This window comes from Streptomyces malachitofuscus, from assembly GCF_055571035.1.
In genome coordinates, this window is the sequence record NZ_JBVIGA010000004.1 from 156108 (window position 1) to 174798 (window position 18691).

Sequence of the window (18691 nt, forward strand, 5' to 3'; positions counted from 1 at the left end):
CCAGTCGAGACACCCCCGACCGAGTGAGGCTTTCGCATGTCCAGGGCTCTTCCGAAGTACAACAAGCGCCGCGTCGGCCTCGTCGGCGGTGCCGCCGCGGTGGCGCTGACCGGCGCGGTGATCGCCGGCACGGCACTCGCCGGCGAGTCCTCCGGCGACGGCGCCGACCCGGACGCCCGGACGCTCGCGGGACCGGGCACGATCTCCTGCCCCGAGGTGGCACCGCGGCTTCCCGACGTCCCCGCCTCCGCCCGCGCCGAGGTCGACCGCAACCTCGGCGACCTCGACCGGCAGATCACCGAGGCCAACCGGCGACTCGTCGACACCGTCGGCCAAGGCGGACCCAACTTCGTCCAGAACGCCATCCTCGGCCCCCTGGAGGACAAACGCGTCGCCGCCATCAACCGCATCGCCACCGCCATCGGCCGCACCGCCGAACGCCCCGCGGGCCTGGACTCCCTGGCCGCCTGCACGCTCACCAAGTGAGCTGACAGGCGCTGTGGCCGCCCCGTGCATGCGCCGGCCGGGGCGGCCACGCTTTCCGCGCGGCCCGTGGCCGGGAGTCCGCGCGGACAATTCCTTAGACAAACGAAAGGCCTACGCCCATAATCGTCGTACATGGGAAAGACCTATGAGCGCATCGACGGCCGCCTCCGCACGTTCATCGAGGAACAGCCGGTCTTCTTCACCGCCACCGCCCCCCTGTCCGCCGACGGCACGGTCAATCTCTCCCCCAAAGGGCTGAAGGGATCCTTCGTGGTCCTCGACGAGCTCACCGTGGCCTACCTCGACTTCGCCGGCTCCAACGCCGAGACCATCGCCCATCTGCGCGAGAACGGCCGCATCACCCTGATGTGGTGCGCCTTCCAGGGACCCCCCAACATCGTGCGCGTCCACGGCCGCGGCGAGCCCGTCTTCCGGGACGACCCCCGCTTCGCCGGGCTGGTCGCCCGCTTCCCCGACATCGACCACACCCCGCACGGCCTGCGCGCCGTCGTCGTCGTGACGGCCGAGCTGATCCGCGACACCTGCGGGTACGCCGTGCCCTTCATGGCGTACGAGAAGGAACGCGACCTGCACGAGAAGCGGTTCGCGCGGGAGGACGACGCCTCGCTCGACGCGTACTTCACCAAGAAGGAGCACATCGCGACCAGCCTGGACGGACTGCCCGGGTTGCCGTTGCCGCTCCCCCCGTCCACCGTCTGAGCCATGAGCCCCGGTGTCGCCCCCGCAGCCCTCCTCCTCTCCCTGTCCCTGCTGCCGAGCGGCGCCGGCGGCCCGTCGGCGCCGCTGCCGGACCGGATGGCGGACACCGGGGGCGGCACCCAGCTCATCACCGCCGTGGCGCCGGCGACCGGCTCGACGTCCGGCACCCTCACCTGGTGGGACCGCAGGGACGGACGCTGGGTGGCGGCCGGTTCCGCACCGGCCCGCTTCGGGGCGAACGGGCTGGCCGAGGGCGCGACGCGGCGGCAGGGTACGCACACCACACCCACCGGGCTGTACGGCCTGCCCTACGCCTTCGGCATCGAGGCGGCCCCGCGCGGAACGACGTACACCTACCGTCCCGTCCGCCCGAACTCCTGGTGGTGCCAGGACAACGGCTCACGCTCCTACAACCGCTGGACCGAGCCCCGGGCCGCCGACTGCCGCGCCACCGAGGCCGAGCACCTGATCGCCTACCGCGCGCAGTACGCCCACGCCCTCGTCGTCGACTTCAACTACCGCCGTCCGGTGCGCGGCCGGGGCGCCGGAATCTTCCTGCACGTCAACGGGCGCGGGGCGACGGCGGGGTGCGTGTCCGTGCCCAGGGAGACGATGCGCACGATCCTGCGCTGGGCCGATCCGGGGCGGGCCCCGCACCTCGCGATCGGCACGACGGACGGACGCACGGCGATCACCCGGTACTGAACCTGGAATTCCTCTGAACGCGCAGGCGGTGCGGCACGTATCTGTGGGCCAAGGGTCAAGTCCACGGAGGAACCGTGACCACCACGCTCGCCGGCGGCCGTGCCGCCCGCCGCCAGACGATGCGCCGCATCCGTCCGCGCCGCTCCCCCGCCGTCCCCCTGCTGCTCGCCGTGGGCGCGGGTGCGGTGGCCGTGCTGTGGTTGTGGTGGACCAACACACCGTCCATCGCGGACACCACCGGGAAGATCATCGCCGCGGGCCGGATCACCGGGCTGCTCGCCGGCTATCTGATGGCCCTGGTGGTGCTGCAGATGGCGCGGGTGCCCGCCCTGGAGCGGCGGGTGGGCTCGGACCGGGTCGCCCGCTGGCACGCGATGAGCGGCCGCTACACCGTCAGCCTGGTCATCGCGCATGTCTTCCTCATCATGTGGGGCTACGCCCGTCAGGCGGGCAGGAGCCTCGGCGACATCGTCGGGCAGACCATCACCTCCGTCAACACGCTGCCGGACATGGGCAAGGCCGCCATCGGCACCGGTCTGCTGTTCCTGATCGCCTTCCTCTCCGTCGGCCCGGTCCGGCGCCGGCTGCCGTACGACGGCTGGTACCACGTGCACCTGCTGACCTACGCGGCGGTGTTCCTGACGTTCTGGCACCAGATCACCACCGGCAACGAGTTCGCCGTCGAGCCCGCCGCGAAGACGTTCTGGTACGGGCTCTACGGCGTCGTGACCGCGCTGGTCCTGTGGTACCGGATCATCACGCCGGTGCGGCTCAACCTGCGGCACCGGATGCGGGTCGCGGCGGTCATCGAGGAGACGCCGGGCATCGTGTCGGTGCTGATCAGCGGGCGCAGGCTGCACCGGATGGGTGCGGAGGCCGGGCAGTTCTTCCGCTGGCGGTTCCTGGCGCCCGGGATGCGGTTCAGCTCCCACCCGTACTCGCTGTCGGCGGCACCCCGCCCCGACATGCTGCGGATCACCGTGAAGGCGATCGGCGACCACAGCTCCCGGCTGCGCGAGCTGGAGCCCGGCACCCGGGTGTGGGCCGAGGGCCCCTACGGGGCGCTGACCGCGCAGCGCCGCAGCCGCGGCAAGGTGCTGCTGGTCGCGGGCGGGGTCGGCATCACCCCGATGCGCGCACTGTTCGAGACGCTGCCCGGCGCCGCCGGTGACATCACCCTGCTCTACCGGGCCAACAGCACCCAGGACCTGGCGCTGTGGAGCGAGCTGGCCAAGATCGCCGACGAGCGGGGCGCGCGGCTGATGTACGCGGTGAACAGCCCCGACGGGGAACGCCCCGACATCTCGGCGGAGAGCCTGCAACGGAAGATCCCGGACGTCGACCGCCACGACGTCTTCATGTGCGGGCCGCCCGGGTTCGCCCAGTCCGTGTACGACGCACTGCGCGGCGCCGGGGTCCCCGCCCGCCGTATCCACCACGAGTCGTTCGAGATGTGAGCGACGGGTCATCCACCCGGGTCATCCACACCCATCAGGAGCTTGAGAAGCGATGAGGAAGAGTCACCCCGTCCGGCGCGCCGTGCTCGCGACCGCCGCCACCGTGTCCGGGATCGTGCTGCTGCTGTCGCTCAAGCCGGCGTCCGATCCGGGCTCGGCCGAGGCGGCGGGCGGCGCGGCCCCGCCCGCGGCGGCCCAGTCGCCGCAGGGTGGTTCCCAGCCCATCGGCGACGGCACGGTCACCGGAGACGCGGCGAGCACCCAGTACGGCGCGGTGCAGGTCCGGCTGACGGTGAGCGGCGGGAAGATCACCAAGGCCGAGGCCGTGCAGGCCCCCAAGGGCGGACAGAGCGACCAGGTCACCTCCAACGCCGTACCCAGGCTCAACCAGGCGGCCGTGGCGGCGCAGAGCGCGGAGATCGACGCGGTGTCCGGGGCGACCTACACGAGCGCGGGGTACAAGAAGTCGCTCCAGTCGGCGCTGGACAAGGCGCGGGCGGCCGGGACACCGGAATCCGGCGCGGGTGACGGCGGGGGCGGCGGCAACGCCGGTGAGGCGCAGGCGCGCACCGTCACCGGGGACGCGGCGCAGACGCAGTACGGGCCGGTGCAGGTCCGGGTCACCGTCAGCGGCGGGAAGATCACCAAGGCCGAGGCCGTACAGGCCCCCAAGGGCGGACAGAGCGACCAGGTCACCTCCAACGCCGTACCGAAGCTCAACCAGGCGGCGGTGGCGGCCGGCAGCGCGGAGATCGACGCGGTGTCGGGTGCCACGTACACGAGCGCCGGGTACAAGCAGTCGCTCCAGTCGGCACTGGACAAGGCCGGTGGCTGACACGGTGGCCGAGCCGGCCGAGGCTCCCGCCGCGGTACGTCATGCGGAGGAGACGATGGGGACCGTCTTCTCCCTCGACGTCCGCGGCGGGGAACCGGATGTGGTCCGCGCGGCCCTGGAGGAGGCGGTCGCGGGGCTGCACCGGGTCGACGAGGTGTTCAGCACGTACCGCGACGACAGCCAGGTCTCCCGGCTGGCGCGCGGTGAACTGCACGTCGGGGAGTGCGATCCCGAGGTCGCCGAGGTGCTGGAGCTGGCGGCGGAGGCGGAGCGGGTGAGCGACGGCTGGTTCAGCGCGCGCTACCGGGGGAGGCTCGACCCGACCGGGATCGTCAAGGGCTGGGCCACGGAGCGGGCCGCGCGGCGGCTCGCCGCGGCGGGGGCGACGGGGGTGAGTGTCAACGGCGGCGGCGACGTGCAGCTGTTGGGGGCGCCGGGAGCGGGGCGGCCGTGGCGGGTGGGGGTGTCGGATCCACTGCGGCCGGGCGGGCTGGCGGCGGTCGTCTCGGCGGCCGGGGCGGACGAACTGGCCGTGGCGACGTCCGGGACCGCCGAACGGGGGGATCACATCGTCGATCCCCGTACGGGGCGGTCGGCAGTGACGGATCTGGTGGCGGTGACGGTGGTGGCGCCACGGCTGACGTGGGCGGACTGCTGGGCGACGGCGGCGTTCGCGATGGGGGCGCGGGACGGGTTGCGGTGGCTGGAGTCGTTGCCGGACGTCGAGGGGCTGCTGATCACCGCGGGTGACGAGGTGCGGTGTACGGGGGGCCTGGCGGGTTGGCTGGGCTGACCGGCACGGTTGGCTGACCGGTGCTTCAGCCGAGGGAGGGGCGTTTCACTCGGCGGCGTTCGCCGGGCGCCTCCCCCACTCTCGACTTCTCCCCCACCCTCGGCTGCGCTCGGGCGGGGGTACCCCCATCGCCCTGGGGGTACCTCCCAGGCCCTCAAGGCACTGGGGGAGGCACGGCTGCCCGCAGCTCAGCGTCCTGGGGGCGCGGGGAACTGCGCGATCGGCCACCGACGGGCCGCGGCCGCGCTGCCACCCCTCCCCGCCCCCGCGGAGCGCTCAGTGGCCGTTCTGTGACGCCAGTCGCAGCAAGTGGTCGGCCAGGGCCTGACCCCCCGTCGGCTCGCGGCTGATCAGCAGCAGCGTGTCGTCACCGGCGATCGTGCCGAGGATGTCGTGGAGTTCCGCCTGGTCGATGGCCGAGGCCAGGAACTGGGCCGCACCCGGCGGGGTGCGCAGCACGACCAGGTTCGCCGAGGCCTCCGCGGAGATCAGCAGCTCCTGCGAGAGCCGCCGCATCCGCTCCTCCTTCGCCGACTCCCCCAGCGGCGCCCGGGGGGTGCGGAAACCCCCCTCGCTCGGCACCGCGTAGATCAGGTCGCCGTCGTTGTTGCGGATCTTCACCGCGTTCAGCTCGTCGAGGTCCCGCGACAGCGTCGCCTGCGTGACGCTCAGCCCGTCGTCGGCGAGCAGCTTGGCCAGCTGGCTCTGCGACCGCACCGGCTGCCGGTTGAGGATGTCCACGATCCTGCGGTGGCGTGCGGTGCGCGTCTGCGGCACGGCAGGTCCGGCGTGCTGGCCCTGGTCCTGCTCCTGGCTCATCGTCGTCTCATTCTCCGGATCGTCCTTCCCCGCCCGCCGTACCGGCCTCGTCCAGGATGCCGGGCAGCGCCCCGAGGAAGGCGTCCACCGCGTCGTCCCCGAGGGTCAGCGGCGGCATGAGCCGTACGACATCGGGGGCCGGCGCGTTCACGAGGAAACCGGCGTCCTGGGCCGCCTGTTGCACCTGGGGTGCGAGCGGCTCGGTGAGCACGATACCCAGGAGGAGGCCCGCGCCCCGGACATGGTCGATCAAGGCGTGGCCGAACGCCTCGATCCCGTCGCGCAGCTTCTCCCCCTGCCGCTTGACGTTCTCCAGCAGCCCGTCGTTCTCGATGGTGTCGAGAACGGCGAGTCCGGCGGCGCAGGCGACCGGGTTGCCGCCGAAGGTCGTGCCGTGGTGGCCGGGTGCCAACAGGTCCGCGGCCCGGCCGAAGGCGACCGTCGCGCCCAGCGGCAGTCCGCCGCCGAGGCCCTTGGCCAGCGTGACGACGTCGGGCAGCACGCCCTCGTGCGCCTGGTACTCGAACCAGTTGCCGGTGCGGCCGATGCCGGTCTGCACCTCGTCCAGCACGAGCAGCGCTCCGGTGGCCGCCGTGATCGCGCGGGCCGCCTTCAGGTACCCGGGCGGGGGCACCACCACGCCGTTCTCGCCCTGGACCGGCTCGATGATCACCAGCGCCGTGTCCTCGGTGACCGCGGCGGCCAGCGCCTGCGCGTCGCCGTACGGGACGTGGGTGACGTCCCCGGGCAGCGGCAGGAAGGGTTCCCGCTTGGCGGGCTGGCCGGTGAGGGCGAGGGCGCCCATGGTGCGGCCGTGGAAGCCGCCGTCGGTGGCGACCATGTGGCTCCGCCCGGTCAGCCGGCCGATCTTGAAGGCGGCCTCGTTCGCCTCGGCTCCGGAGTTGCAGAAGTAGACCCTGCCGTCCCGGCCGAAGAGCTGCACGAGCCGTTCGGCGAGCGCGACGGGCGGTTCGGCGACGAACAGGTTGGAGACATGGCCGAGGGAGGCGATCTGACGGCTCACGGCCTCGACGACCGCCGGGTGGGCGTGGCCGAGCGCGTTGACCGCGATGCCGCCCACGAAGTCGGCGTACTCCTTGCCGTCGGCGTCCCACACCCGCGCGCCCTCGCCGCGCACCAGCGGCAGTCGCGGGGTGCCGTAGTTGTTCATGAGCGCGCCCTGCCACCGCTGCGTCAGCTGTTCGTTGCTCACGACTTCCCCTGTTCGTCGGGCATGACCATGGTGCCGATGCCCTCGTCCGTGAAGATCTCCAGCAGGATCGAGTGCTGGACCCGGCCGTCGATGACGCGGGCGGTGGTCACGCCGTTGCGTACGGCGTGCAGACAGCCCTCCATCTTCGGCACCATGCCGGACGACAGCTCCGGCAGGAGTTTCTCGAGCTGGGACGCGGTGAGGCGGCTGATCACCTCGTCGCTGTCCGGCCAGTCCTCGTAGAGTCCCTCGACGTCCGTGAGGACCATGAGGGTTTCGGCGCCCAGTGCCGCAGCGAGTGCCGCAGCCGCCGTATCAGCATTGACGTTGTAGACATGGTGGTCGTCCTGGCTGCGGGCGATCGAGGAGACGACCGGGATGCGGCCGTCGGCGAGCAGCGCCTCGATCGCGCCCGTGTCGATCTCGGTGATCTCGCCCACCCGCCCGATGTCGACCGACTCGCCGTCGATCCGGGGCCGGTGCTTGGTGGCGGTGAGGGTGTGCGCGTCCTCGCCGGTGAGGCCGACGGCGAGCGGTCCGTGCCGGTTGAGCAGCCCGACCAGTTCCCGCTGCACCTGTCCGGCGAGCACCATGCGCACGACGTCCATGGCGTCCTCGGTGGTGACGCGCAGGCCCGCCTTGAACTCGCTGACGATGCCGTGCCGGTCGAGCGCGCGGCTGATCTGCGGGCCGCCGCCGTGCACGACGACCGGCTTGAGGCCGGCGTGCCGCAGGAAGACGACGTCCTGGGCGAAGGCGGCCTTCAGCTCCTCGTCGACCATGGCGTTGCCGCCGAACTTGATGACGACGGTCTTGCCGTGGTGCCGGGTCAGCCAGGGCAGCGCCTCGATGAGGATCTGCGCCTTGGGCAGCGCGGTGTGCTTGCGTGTGGCGGTCATGAGGAATAGGCGCTGTTCTCGTGGACGTAGTCGGCGGTGAGGTCGTTGGTCCAGATGGTGGCGGTGGCGTCGCCGGCGGCGAGGTCGGCGACGATGTGCACCTCGCGGTAGCGCATGTCGACCTTGTCGCGGTCCTCGCCGACGCCGCCGTTCTTGCACACCCAGACGCCGTTGATGGCGACGTCGATCGCGTCGGGCTCGAAGGCTGCCTGCGTGGTGCCGATCGCGGAGAGCACCCGGCCCCAGTTGGGGTCCTCGCCGTGGAGGGCGCACTTGAGGAGGTTGTTGCGGGCGATGGAGCGGCCCACCTCGACGGCGTCGTCCTCGGTCGCGGCGTTGACGACCTCGACCTTGATGTCCTTGCTGGCGCCCTCGGCGTCGCGGATGAGCTGCTGTCCGAGGTCGTCGCAGACGGCGCGGACGGCCTCGGCGAACTCCTCGTACGGCGGGGTGGTGCCGGAGGCGCCGGAGGCGAGCAGCAGCACGGTGTCGTTGGTGGACATGCAGCCGTCGGAGTCGACGCGGTCGAAGGTGACCCTGGTCGCCGCGCGGAGGGCTTTGTCCAGGGTTTCGCTGTCGACGTCGGCGTCGGTGGTGAGGACGACGAGCATGGTGGCGAGACCGGGGGCGAGCATGCCCGCGCCCTTCGCCATGCCGCCGACGGTCCAGCCGTCCTTGCTCACCACCGACGTCTTGTGGACGGTGTCGGTGGTCTTGATGGCGATGGCGGCCTTCTCACCGCCGTGCTCGGAGAGCCGGCCGGCGGCCGTCTCGACTCCGGGAAGCAGCTTGTCCATGGGGAGCAGGACGCCGATGAGCCCCGTCGAGCAGACGGCGACCTCGCCCGCGCCGACCCCCAGCACCCCGGCCGCCTTCTCGGCGGTGGCGTGGGTGTCCTGGAAGCCCTTCGGTCCGGTGCAGGCGTTGGCGCCCCCGGAGTTGAGGACGACGGCGGCCAGCCGGCCGCTCTTGAGCACCTGCTCGGACCAGAGGACGGGGGCGGCCTTGACGCGGTTGGAGGTGAAGACGCCGGCGGCGGCGCGGCGGGGGCCGTTGTTGACCACGAGGGCCAGGTCGGGGTTGCCGTTCTCCTTGATCCCGGCGGCGATGCCCGCCGCCGTGAATCCCTTTGCTGCCGTCACACTCACGGCGCAACTCCGATCGTCGTCAGCCCGGTGGTCTCGTCGAGACCCAGGGCGATGTTCATGCTCTGGACGGCACCGCCCGCGGTGCCCTTGGTCAGGTTGTCGATGGCGCTGATCGCGACGATCCGGCCTGCGGCGGCGTCGTACGCGACCTGCACCGCCACGGCGTTGGAGCCGTACACGGAGGCGGTCGCGGGCCACTGTCCCTCGGGGAGGAGGTGGACGAAGGGCTCGTCGGCGAAGGCCTTCTCGTACGCGGTGCGCACCGCGTCGGCGGTGACGCCGGGCGCGGCCTTCGCGGTGCAGGTGGCGAGGATGCCGCGGGGCATCGGCGCGAGGGTCGGTGTGAAGGAGACGGAGACGCGCTCGCCGGCCGCGGCGCTGAGGTTCTGGATCATCTCGGGGGTGTGCCGGTGTCCGCCGCCCACGCCGTACGGCGACATGGAGCCCATGACCTCGGAGCCCAGCAGGTGCGGCTTGAGGGCTTTGCCGGCGCCGGAGGTTCCGGAGGCGGCGACGATCACCGCCTCGGACTCGGCGAGTCCGGCGGCGTACGCCGGGAAGAGGGCCAGGGAGACGGCGGTGGGGTAGCAACCGGGCACCGCGACGCGCTTGGACCCCTCCAGCGCGGCGCGGGCACCCGGCAGTTCGGGCAGGCCGTAGGGCCAGGTGCCGGCGTGCGGCGAGCCGTAGAACCGGACCCAGTCGTCGGGGTCCCGCAACCGGAAGTCCGCGCCCATGTCGATCACGAGCACGTCCTCGCCGAGCTGTTCGGCGACGGCGGCGGACTGCCCGTGCGGCAGTGCGAGGAACACGACGTCGTGTCCTGCCAGGACCTCGGGGGTGGTCGGCTCCAGCACGCGGTCGGCGAGCGGCAGCAGATGCGGCTGGAGCGCGCCGAGCCGCTGTCCGGCGTTGGAGTTGCCGGTCAGGGCGCCGATCTCGACCCCGGGGTGGGCCAGGAGCAGACGCAGCAGTTCTCCGCCCGCGTATCCACTCGCTCCGGCCACTGCGGTACGTACGGTCATGGAACCTCCTCCTGGACGGCATGACTATACGCAGGACCGCAGTTTTATGCAACGCCATGCAGGGTGGCCGCCGGGCCCTCGGCCGCCGGTCGGAGGGTGCCTCCCCCGGCGGGCGGAGGCGGTCACGCCCTGCGGAGGACGTGCGGCGGCGGGGCGGCCGCGACGATCGGGACGTACCCGCATTCCGGAAGCTCATCGATCGGAGCCATGTCGTGCCGAAGCCGGTTCTGTGCGCCGTCGCCGTTGTCGCTCTCGTCGCCGCGGTGGCTGCCCCGGCCGTCGTACCGCCGTCCGAGCCGCCGCCGGCCGCCGCGGAGACGGTCCGGGTGACCGTCCACGCCGCCTCCGGTGCGGGCGGCTTCCCCGCCCCGTCCTGGGACGGGAATCCCGGCTGACGAGGTGCGGGGCGCCGGCCGCCGCCCGCACGGGGGTGGGGCGGCGGCCGGCCGCTTCCGCGCTATCCCTGCCGGAGCCTGAGGAAGGTCACCGAGTTCGCCGGGAAGGTGTACGTGAAGGTGTCCGCCACGCCACGGAGGACGGAGGTCACCGGGGTGACCGGGGTGTCCGTCTCCGTGTTCACCGCCTCCGGGTCGGCGGCCAGGGTGGTCACGCGGGCCGTGGGGGCGACCTTCGCGCCGCCGAGGTCGATCGCCGTGCGGGCCTCGGCCGGCTGAGCGTTGACGACCTTGACGATCAGGTCGCCGGTCTTCGCGTCCCGGGTGACGACCTGTCGGAACGGCTCGGCCGGCTTGTCGTCGGTGAAGCTGCCCCATTCCTGTCCGTCGAGGTAGAGGGTCACCTGGCGGCCGCGCACCTTGATGTCGATGTCGTAGGCGCGGCCCGTCTCGATCGACCCGGCCTTGGCGACGAGGGTCGACTTGCCGCCGTCCACGGCGTGCTCCACGGCGGACTGCGTGTTGTTCCAGCCGCCGAGGTTCCACCAGTAGTGATTGCCGGTGTCCTGGACGCCGAAGGCGACGAGGAAGCCCTCCTTGCCGTCCAGCTTGGTGGCCCGCACATGCAGGTCGTAGTCGTGCCAGGCCCGGTCACCGGCCGTGACCAGCGTGTTCTCGGCGGCCTCGTCGGTCTGGACGTACCGGCCGTCCTGGACGCTCCAGCTGCCGCCGCCGCTGTGGGTCCACTGCGCGGCGTCGCCGGAGAAGTCGTCGGTCAGGAGCGTCGCCCCGTCCGCCGAGGTCACCGACACGTCGTCGTACGCGGCGCTGGTCGCCCATGTCGACAGCCCGACGGCGCCGGTGATCGGGCCGCTGACGTCGGGCGTCGTGCTCGCCCGCGAGGGGACGACCCGGTCACCGGCGTTGGTCATGAACAGCTTCTGGACCTCGTAGTTGGCCGAGCCCCAGGACGCGTGGTTGTTGAACCAGATCATGTCCGGCGACCACTGGACGTAGTCCTCGTTGGCGAGCAGCGGCGCGTAGGAGGCGAGCTTCACGATGTCCGCGTTGCGCTCCAGGCCGGTCATGAACGCGGCTTCGGCCAGACCGTTCCTCCAGGCGTTGCCCTGGGAGGCGTACTCACCGAGGAAGACCTCGGGACCGCTGCGGTCGTAGGAGTCGTAGCGGTCGTTGTTCCGCAGGAACCACTGCGGGCTGTTGTAGTAGTGCTCGTCGACCATGTCGACGTCGCCCTCGCGGCTGAGCTGCCAGGCGGTGTCGAAGGTGTCGCCGGAGTCGTCGGGGCCGGAGTTGGCGATGACGGTGATCTCCGGGTGTTCGGCCTCGATGGCGGCCCGGAACCGCTGGAAGCGGGCGAAGAACTCCCGGGGCAGGTTCTCCTCGTTGCCGACGCCGATGTGGGTGAGGCCGAAGGGCTTGCGGTGGCCCATCCCGGCGCGCACCCGGCCCCAGGCGGAGTCCGCCGGGCCGTTGGCGAACTCGATGAGGTCCAGGGTGTCCTGGATGTGCCGCTTCAGCAGGGCCTCGTCGTCGGTGGCCCGGTTCTGGCCGCAGCCGGTGACGAGCGCCGGGACGACGGGCAGCGGCATGGCGCCGATGTCCTCGGCGAACCGGAAGTACTCGTAGTAGCCGAGGCCGTAGCTCTGGTTGTATCCCCAGAAGTTGGCGTTGGTGGCACGCTCCTCGACCGGGCCGACGGTCTCCTTCCACTGGTAGGCGCGCTTGCGCTGCCAGCCGGAGGCCTCGCTGTAGTCCTCCATGGACCCGGTGTTGACCAGGCAGCCGCCGGGGAAGCGGAGGAAGCCCGGCCGCAGGGCGGCGATCTTCTCGGCGAGGTCCTTGCGCAGTCCGTTCGGCTGGTTCCTGTAGGTGTCGCGCGGGAACAGCGACACCATGTCCAGGGCCGCGGCGGAGGAGGCGGCGACGGCCAGTCGGCCGCGGTTGCTGGTGCGGGTGGAGGTGAACGTCGCCTCGCACTTCGCCCAACCACCCTCGACGGCCACCTTGCGGGCGTCCGCGAGGGGCCCGGCCGCGTCCTTGAGCGTGACGGTGAGGCGGGTGCCGCCCTCCGCGCGGGCCCAGACGGAGAACTCGTAGCGCTTGCCGCGCTCCACCCGGATGCCCGTGTTGTAGCCGGTGTTGGTGACGGAGGACCCCGCGCCGAGGGTGAGGTAGGCGCGGTTGCGTTCGTGGAGCCGGCCGGAGTCGTTCACCACCTCGGCGGTGCCGCCGACCGTCCAGGAGGTCAGGGGCGTGTAGGAGCCGTTGTCGGCGGTGGAGTACTCGAAGGACCGGTTCTGCACGAGTTCGGCGTAGAGGCCGCCGTCGGCGGCCCGGTTGATGTCCTCCAGGAAGACGCCGTACAGCGTGTCGTCGATCGCCGCACCCCGGGCGTCCGGGTCGACGGTGATCGTGTAGTCGGTGACGTCCCCGGCGTGCGCGGGGGCCGGGACGAGGGCGGCGGCCGTCAGCAGGGCGGTGGCGGTGAGGCCGATTCTGCGACGGGCGCGGTGCCGGGCGGTGCGTGACATGGATACTCCGCGGCTCTGTGGGAGGGGGAACACGAGCGAGTCGTTCGGTATATCGGCCAATGGTCAGCACTTCGAACGGCAAGATAGGGAGGAGGCAGGAGCACGTCAATGGGTCGTGCACGAGCGGAGACCACGCGGGAGCGGGGCGCAATGGGCGAGTTCTGGCCGGTACCCGAGGTGCTGACCTACCTGGAAGGCCACTGGCGGGCGGAGCGGACCGTGCGGGATCTGGCGAGCGGCGACGAGGGCCGCTTCGAGGGGACGGTCGTTTTCGGCCCGCTGGAGGGCGGCGGCCTGCTGCACCGGGAGTCCGGCGACTTCACCTGGCACGGCGTCACCCGGCCCGCCGAGCGGACCCTGCGCTTCCTGCCCGGGCCGGACGGTACGGCGGACGTACGGTTCGCGGACGGCCGCCCGTTCCACGGCCTGGACCTGACGACGGGCCGGTACGTCGCCGACCACCCCTGCTCCGCGGACCTCTACCGGGGCGAGTTCACCGTCCGGGACGCCCGGCACTGGCGGACGGTCTGGCGCGTACGAGGTCCCGCCAAGGACCTGGAGCTCACCACCGACTACGCGCGCGTCGGCTGAGCGGGGACCCCTTCCAGACGCAGGCTCCAGCGGCCCGCCCGGCCGGTGACGCTGATCGTCGACAGCGAGCGGACGTCGATGCTCCAGTACGTGGCGGGCGGCGCCTTGAGCACGTACACCAGGGCCGCGCGGATCACCGAGGGCTCGGCCACGGCGACGACCCGGCAGCCGTCCTCGACCGGCCGGGTGTCGAGCCAGCCGCCGACGCGGCCGATGAAGTCCATCAGCGACTCCCCGCCGTACGGGGTGGCACGCGGGTCGGCGAGCCAGGCGTCCACGGACTCCGGCTCACGGGCCATCGCCTCGCCCAGGGTCAGCCCCCGCCACCGGCCCATGTCGCAGTCGCGCAGGGCCAGCTGCACCAGCGGTGCGTAGCCCAGCCCCTCTCCGGTGGCGCGGCTGCGCGGGGCCGGGGAGCAGTAGCGCAGATCGGCCGCCGCGAGCGGCAGCAGCTCGGGCGCGGCCCGTTGCACCTCGTTCCATCCGGCCTGGTCCAGCGGCCGGAGGTCCTCGAAACGCTCGGCGAGCACCGAGGAGCTCCCCGCGGCGGCGACGAACGTGACCCGAAGTGCCATGCCGCGATCGTCAGTCGCCGGAGTCGACAGGTCAAGGGGTGCCGTCCCGCCGTCACTCCAGGTGGCCCCCGCCTTACCGACTGGTATGTACGCGCCGGACAAGTCGCCCGAAACGCCGCCCCGCCGGTCTCACTCGAAGGCGAGCGCGAGGTAGTGGTCGGGCCGGTCCAGCGGGCGGAACCCCAGCTTCTCGTAGACGGAGTGCGCGTCGTGCGTGGCCAGCATGACGCGCTTCGGCCCGTGGCCCCGCAGTTCCTCCCGTACGGCCGCGACCAGCGCGGTACCGATCCCCTTGCCCCGTGCCGAGGGGTCGACGTACACATCGCACAGCCAGGCGAACGTCGCCCGGTCGGTGACGACTCTGGCGTAGGCCACCTGGTCCCCCGAGACCGTCTCGTAGACGCCGAAGTTGAGCGAGCCCCCGATCGCCCGGTCCTGCTTGTCCCGGGACCGGCCCAGCGCCCAGTACGCGTCGCTGGACAGCCACCGGTGCACCCGGGCGGCGTCGATCCTGGCGGGGTCGGCGGAGATCTCGTAGCCCTCGGGCAGGCGCGGGGTGTCGGTCATGGCGGGATGCTCGCAGGCCGGGCGGGCCGGCGTCGAACACTTATCCCAGCACCTCGTCGCAGGCGGTGCGCAGCCGCCGGACGCCCTCGGCGATCTCCCCGGTGCCGGCCACCGCGGCGAAGCTCAGGCGGAGGTGCCCGGCGGGGGGTTCGGCGCTGAAGTAGGGGCGGCCGGGGGTGACGGCGACGCCCGCGCGCAGGGCGGCGGAGGTCAGGGCGGGCTCCGCCGCGCCTTCCGGCAGCCGCAGCCACAGGTGGTAGCCGCCGGACGGGATGTGCGGCAGGGCGAGTTCGGGCAGCCGCAGGCGGAGGGCGGCCGTCATGGCGTCCCGGCGGGCCCGCAGCTCGGCGGAGATCGTGCGCAGATGGCGCGGCCAGGCGGCCGAGCCGACGAGTTCCAGCGTGGCCTCCTGCAGAGGGCGGGGCACGAAGAAGGTGTCCACGACCTGGATGGCCCGCAGCCGCTCCAGCACCGGACCATGCGCGGCCAGGGCACTGACCCGGAAGCTCGGCGAGGTCGCCTTGGTGAGCGAGCAGACGTGCACCACCACTCCGTCCGGGTCGTCGGCGGCGAGCGGTCGCGGCAGCGGGCCCGCGTCCTCGTGCACCAGACGCCGTACGAAGTCGTCCTCGACGACGAACGCGCCCGCCTCGCGGGCGATGCGCAGCACGTCGCCGCGCCGGTCCGGGGCGAGCACGGCGCCGGTGGGGTTCTGGAACAGCGGCTGGCAGACGAACACCCGGGCGCCGGTCGCGCGGAACGCGTCCGCGAGCAGCGCGGGCCGTACGCCGTCCGCGTCCACCGGGACGGGCACCGGGCGCAGTCCGGCCGCACGGGCGATGGCCAGCATGCCCGGATAGGTGGGCGACTCGACGAGGACGGGCGCACCCGGCGGCGCGAGGGCGCGCAGGGCGGTGGTGAGCGCGGACTGTCCGCCCGACGTGACGAGCACCCCGGCCGCCGTCACCGGGCCGCCGACGCTCCGGGCGAACCACTCGCGCAGCTCCGGCAGCCCTTCCATGGGCGGCCGGCCCCAGGCGCCCGGCCGGCGCCCGGCCCGGGACAGGGCCGCCGCCATCGCCCGCTCGGGCTGCAGGGAGGGATGCAGATAGCCGCCGTTGAACTCGATCACTCCCGGCGGCGGCGCGGCCAGCGAGACGAGCACGCCGGAGGCGTCCACCGAGCGCGGCACGAGGTCGCCGGCGCCGTCGGCGCTGAGGGCGACCTCCTGCCAGGAGGTGTCACCGGCGGGAGCGGCCGAGGCGCGGGGCCGGGCACGGAAGGCTCCGGCGCCGGGCCGGGTGACCACGAGCCCCTCGGCGGCGAGCATCGCCAGGGCCCGGGAGACGGTCACGGGACTCACCCGGAACCGCTCCACCAGGGCACGGCTGGACGGGAGCTTTCCACCGGGAGAGTAGCGGTCCAGCTCCCGCCGTAGCTTCTCCGCCAGGTCACCCACACTGCTACGCTCATGCATGAGAGCACAGAGTAGCGCTACTACCGCCCCTTCGATAGCAGTCACCGCTCCTCGGGACCACGGCGGCTTCGGCACCCTCCAGGCCGCCCTGGGCGTCATCGCCTTCTCCCTCACCTTCCCGGCCACCGCCTGGGGCCTCGAAGGCTTCGGCCCCTGGTCGCTGGTGGCCGTACGCAGTGTGCTCGCGGCGCTCATCGCGGGCGGCTGTCTGCTGGCGCTGCGCATACCGCCGCCGGACCGCAGGCACTGGCCGGGACTCGCGGTGGTGGGCGCCGGAGTGGTGCTCGGCTTCCCGATGCTGACCACCCTGGCGTTGCAGACCTCGACCACCGCGCACGCGGCCGTCGTGGTGGGCCTGCTCCCGCTGACCACGGCGCTGCTGTCCGCCCTGCGCGTCGGCTCCCGGCCCTCGCGCACCTTCTGGGTGGCGGCCCTCGCCGGAGCCGCCGCGGTGGTGGCGTTCACCGTGCAGCAGAGCGGCGGCGCCCTGACCACGGCCGACCTGTATCTCTTCGCGGCCCTGCTGGTCTGCGCGGCCGGCTACACGGAGGGCGGCCGGCTGGCCCGGGTGATGCCGGGCTGGCAGGTGATCGGCTGGGCGCTGGTCCTCTGCCTGCCGCTCACCCTCCCCGCCGCCGCGGCCGCACTGGCCCTCGAACCCGTACGGCTGACCGCCCACAGCGTGACCGGCCTGCTGTGGGTGGCGGCGGGCTCCCAGTTCCTGGGGCTGATCGTCTGGTACCGGGGCATGGCATCCATCGGCATTCCCAAGGCGAGCCAGTTGCAGCTCGCCCAGCCGCTGCTCACACTGGTGTGGTCGGTGCTGTTGCTGAACGAGCACCTGACGGTGGCCGCCCCGCTGACGGCCGCGGCGGTGCTCGTGTGCATCGCCGTGACGCAGCGGGCACGCGGTTGAGAGGAGGCCCCGATGCGCGCAACCGTGGGTGACCAGCTTGTCCAGCACGGCAGGGTGGTCGGCCAGCACGACAAGGTCGGAGAGATCGTCGAAGTGATGGGCGAGGAGGGGAACCCGCCCTACCGCGTCCGCTTCGAGGACGGCCACGAGGGCGTGTGCTCACCCGGCCCGGACACGGAGATCCGGCACAGGACCCCGCAGCACTGAGTCAGCGCGGAGGTTCCGCGGACCGGCCGTAGTGGTCGGTGACCACCCGTGCCATCGCCCCGGTCGGGTCGGCCGCCACCTCACGGGCGGCGAAGAAGACGTGCCCGCGCACCTGCGGGTACGTCCCGGCCAGGGTGAGATGGCGCGACAGCTCGGCCGGGTCCTGCCAGGCCGCGGGCTGCGCCGGGTCGCCCGCCTTGTACAGCGCCTCACCGGCGTAGAGGCGCGTCCCGGATTCCCGCACGACGTCGGCCCACCAGCGGACGAGTTCGGCGTAGTCGGCGGGGGCGAAGCCGATGTGCCAGTACAGCTGCGGGCAGATGTAGTCGATCCAGTTCTCCCTGGCCCACCTGCGGGTGTCGGCGTGCAGGTCGTCGTACGTCTGCACGCCCGCGCGGGTGGCGGAGCCCCGCTCGTCGGTCTCGGCGTTGCGCCACACCCCGAAGGGGCTGATGCCGAAACCCGTGCCGGGCCGGATCGCCCTGATCCCGGCGGCCATGTCGCGCACCAGCCGGTCGACGTTGTCCCGCCGCCAGGCCGCGCGGTCCGGGAAGTCTCCGCCGTGGGTGTCGTAGGCCAGGTCGTCGTCGAAGGTCTGGCCGGCCACCGGGTACGGATAGAAGTAGTCGTCGAAGTGGACCGCGTCGACCGGATACCGGCGCACCGCGTCCAGCATCGCCTCCCGCACGAAGGCGCGGACCTGCGGCAGTCCCGGGTTGTAGTAGAGCTTGCCGCCGTACCGGACGACCCAGTCCGGGTTGCGGCGGGCCGGGTGGGAGGGGGCGAGCCGGGCAGGGTCGGCGTGCATGGCCACGCGGTACGGATTGAACCATGCGTGCAGTTCCAGACCGCGGGCGTGGGCCTCCTCCACGGCGGTGCCCAGCGGGTCCCAGCCGGGATCGGCGCCCTGGGTGCCGGTGAGGTACTGCGACCACGGCTCGTGCGGCGAGGGCCACAGCGCGTCGGCGGTGGGCCGTACCTGGAGGACCACGGTGTTGAGCCGGGCACGGACGGCGGTGTCGAGGAGGGCGGTCAGCTCCGCACGCTGCCGGGCGGCGCCGAGGCCCGGCCGGGAGGGCCAGTCCCGGTTGGTCACCGAGGCCACCCACATGCCCCGCATCTCCCCGGTCGCCGCACCTGCGCCCCGCCCCGGGCCGCCCGAGGCTCCGGGGCCCGGCCGGGGTGCGGCGGAGGCCCGGGGGACCGTGGCCAGCGCGGCCAGCGCCATCGCCGTGAAGCCCCTGCGTGAGACCGGCCCCATCACGCCCCCTCGCCACCCCTCGAAACAGCTGGTCGGCTACTGTCTCCCGG

The 18691-nt window shown here is 72.7% G+C and carries 20 protein-coding genes; 10 read left to right on the plus strand and 10 right to left on the minus strand.

Annotated elements, in window-relative coordinates; translation table 11 throughout:
• Window positions 1-36 precede the first annotated feature (36 nt).
• From ACZ44S_RS07415 to ACZ44S_RS07440, 6 genes are all read left to right on the plus strand, one after another.
• Window positions 37-486, plus strand: a complete 450-nt coding sequence (locus tag ACZ44S_RS07415) for a hypothetical protein (RefSeq protein ID WP_466925490.1) — start codon at window positions 37-39, stop codon at window positions 484-486.
• A 132-nt stretch (window positions 487-618) separates the two neighbouring features.
• Complete coding sequence (locus tag ACZ44S_RS07420; protein WP_466925492.1) at window positions 619-1206, plus strand: pyridoxamine 5'-phosphate oxidase family protein; 588 nt, start codon at window positions 619-621, stop codon at window positions 1204-1206.
• 3 nt (window positions 1207-1209) lie between these two features.
• Window positions 1210-1911, plus strand: a complete 702-nt coding sequence (locus tag ACZ44S_RS07425) for a L,D-transpeptidase family protein (protein ID WP_466925495.1) — start codon at window positions 1210-1212, stop codon at window positions 1909-1911.
• Window positions 1912-1985: 74 nt separating this feature from the next.
• Window positions 1986-3368: a ferredoxin reductase family protein gene (locus ACZ44S_RS07430; RefSeq protein WP_466925497.1), complete on the plus strand. Its 1383-nt coding sequence runs from the start codon at window positions 1986-1988 to the stop codon at window positions 3366-3368.
• 52 nt (window positions 3369-3420) lie between these two features.
• Window positions 3421-4203, plus strand: coding sequence for an FMN-binding protein (locus ACZ44S_RS07435; protein ID WP_466925499.1), 783 nt, complete (start codon window positions 3421-3423; stop codon window positions 4201-4203).
• 55 nt (window positions 4204-4258) lie between these two features.
• Window positions 4259-4996: an FAD:protein FMN transferase gene (locus ACZ44S_RS07440; protein WP_466925962.1), complete on the plus strand. Its 738-nt coding sequence runs from the start codon at window positions 4259-4261 to the stop codon at window positions 4994-4996.
• Window positions 4997-5272: 276 nt separating this feature from the next.
• On the opposite strand, the gene ACZ44S_RS07445 is transcribed toward ACZ44S_RS07440, so the two are convergent.
• The 5 genes from ACZ44S_RS07445 to argC are packed head-to-tail and all read right to left on the minus strand — an operon-like array spanning window position 5273 to window position 10100.
• Window positions 5273-5815, minus strand: a complete 543-nt coding sequence (locus tag ACZ44S_RS07445) for an arginine repressor (protein ID WP_190166363.1) — start codon at window positions 5813-5815, stop codon at window positions 5273-5275.
• Window positions 5816-5822: 7 nt separating this feature from the next.
• Window positions 5823-7028 (minus strand): acetylornithine transaminase, encoded by a 1206-nt coding sequence (locus ACZ44S_RS07450; RefSeq protein WP_466925503.1) that lies wholly within the window; start codon window positions 7026-7028, stop codon window positions 5823-5825.
• Window positions 7025-7927 carry an acetylglutamate kinase gene (gene argB, locus ACZ44S_RS07455; RefSeq protein ID WP_466925505.1) on the minus strand — a complete coding sequence of 301 codons (903 nt, stop codon included), beginning with the start codon at window positions 7925-7927 and terminating at the stop codon, window positions 7025-7027. Before argB ends, ACZ44S_RS07450 begins: the two co-directional genes overlap by 4 nt.
• On the minus strand, window positions 7924-9075 hold the full coding sequence (gene argJ / locus ACZ44S_RS07460) for a bifunctional glutamate N-acetyltransferase/amino-acid acetyltransferase ArgJ (RefSeq protein WP_466925507.1): 1152 nt from the start codon (window positions 9073-9075) through the stop codon (window positions 7924-7926). Before argJ ends, argB begins: the two co-directional genes overlap by 4 nt.
• On the minus strand, window positions 9072-10100 hold the full coding sequence (argC, locus tag ACZ44S_RS07465; protein ID WP_466925509.1) for an N-acetyl-gamma-glutamyl-phosphate reductase: 1029 nt from the start codon (window positions 10098-10100) through the stop codon (window positions 9072-9074). Before argC ends, argJ begins: the two co-directional genes overlap by 4 nt.
• A gap of 212 nt (window positions 10101-10312) precedes the next feature.
• On the opposite strand from argC, the gene ACZ44S_RS07470 reads away from it, so the two are divergent.
• A complete protein-coding gene (locus tag ACZ44S_RS07470; protein WP_466925511.1) occupies window positions 10313-10495 on the plus strand; it encodes a hypothetical protein in 183 nt (60 codons plus the stop codon).
• Between the two features lie 62 nt (window positions 10496-10557).
• On the opposite strand, the gene ACZ44S_RS07475 is transcribed toward ACZ44S_RS07470, so the two are convergent.
• Window positions 10558-13047 carry an alpha-L-arabinofuranosidase C-terminal domain-containing protein gene (locus tag ACZ44S_RS07475; protein WP_466925514.1) on the minus strand — a complete coding sequence of 830 codons (2490 nt, stop codon included), beginning with the start codon at window positions 13045-13047 and terminating at the stop codon, window positions 10558-10560.
• Between the two features lie 150 nt (window positions 13048-13197).
• Here ACZ44S_RS07475 and ACZ44S_RS07480 point away from each other — a divergent pair, with 150 nt between their 5' ends.
• Window positions 13198-13638, plus strand: a complete 441-nt coding sequence (locus ACZ44S_RS07480; protein ID WP_466925965.1) for a DUF6314 family protein — start codon at window positions 13198-13200, stop codon at window positions 13636-13638.
• Here the strand turns inward: ACZ44S_RS07480 and ACZ44S_RS07485 are convergent.
• The 3 genes from ACZ44S_RS07485 to ACZ44S_RS07495 all read right to left on the minus strand — a co-directional run bounded on the left by ACZ44S_RS07485 (window position 13620) and on the right by ACZ44S_RS07495 (window position 16257).
• Entirely contained in the window at window positions 13620-14213 is a 594-nt protein-coding gene (locus ACZ44S_RS07485) for a histidine phosphatase family protein (protein ID WP_466925516.1), read from the minus strand. The two genes, ACZ44S_RS07480 and ACZ44S_RS07485, sit on opposite strands and share 19 nt — an antisense overlap.
• A 129-nt stretch (window positions 14214-14342) precedes the next feature.
• Window positions 14343-14780: a GNAT family N-acetyltransferase gene (locus tag ACZ44S_RS07490; protein WP_466925519.1), complete on the minus strand. Its 438-nt coding sequence runs from the start codon at window positions 14778-14780 to the stop codon at window positions 14343-14345.
• Window positions 14781-14820: 40 nt separating this feature from the next.
• Window positions 14821-16257, minus strand: coding sequence for an aminotransferase-like domain-containing protein (locus ACZ44S_RS07495; protein WP_466925520.1), 1437 nt, complete (start codon window positions 16255-16257; stop codon window positions 14821-14823).
• On the opposite strand from ACZ44S_RS07495, the gene ACZ44S_RS07500 reads away from it, so the two are divergent.
• Window positions 16256-17173 (plus strand): DMT family transporter, encoded by a 918-nt coding sequence (locus tag ACZ44S_RS07500; protein ID WP_466925522.1) that lies wholly within the window; start codon window positions 16256-16258, stop codon window positions 17171-17173. The two genes, ACZ44S_RS07495 and ACZ44S_RS07500, sit on opposite strands and share 2 nt — an antisense overlap.
• A 12-nt stretch (window positions 17174-17185) precedes the next feature.
• On the plus strand, window positions 17186-17380 hold the full coding sequence (locus ACZ44S_RS07505; RefSeq protein ID WP_466925525.1) for a DUF1918 domain-containing protein: 195 nt from the start codon (window positions 17186-17188) through the stop codon (window positions 17378-17380).
• Between the two features lies 1 nt (window position 17381).
• Here ACZ44S_RS07505 and ACZ44S_RS07510 read toward each other — a convergent pair whose 3' ends face one another.
• The gene (locus ACZ44S_RS07510) at window positions 17382-18641 is read right to left on the minus strand and encodes a glycoside hydrolase family 10-like protein (protein ID WP_466925526.1); all 1260 of its coding nucleotides are present in this window, start codon (window positions 18639-18641) and stop codon (window positions 17382-17384) included.
• Window positions 18642-18691: the final 50 nt, after the last annotated feature.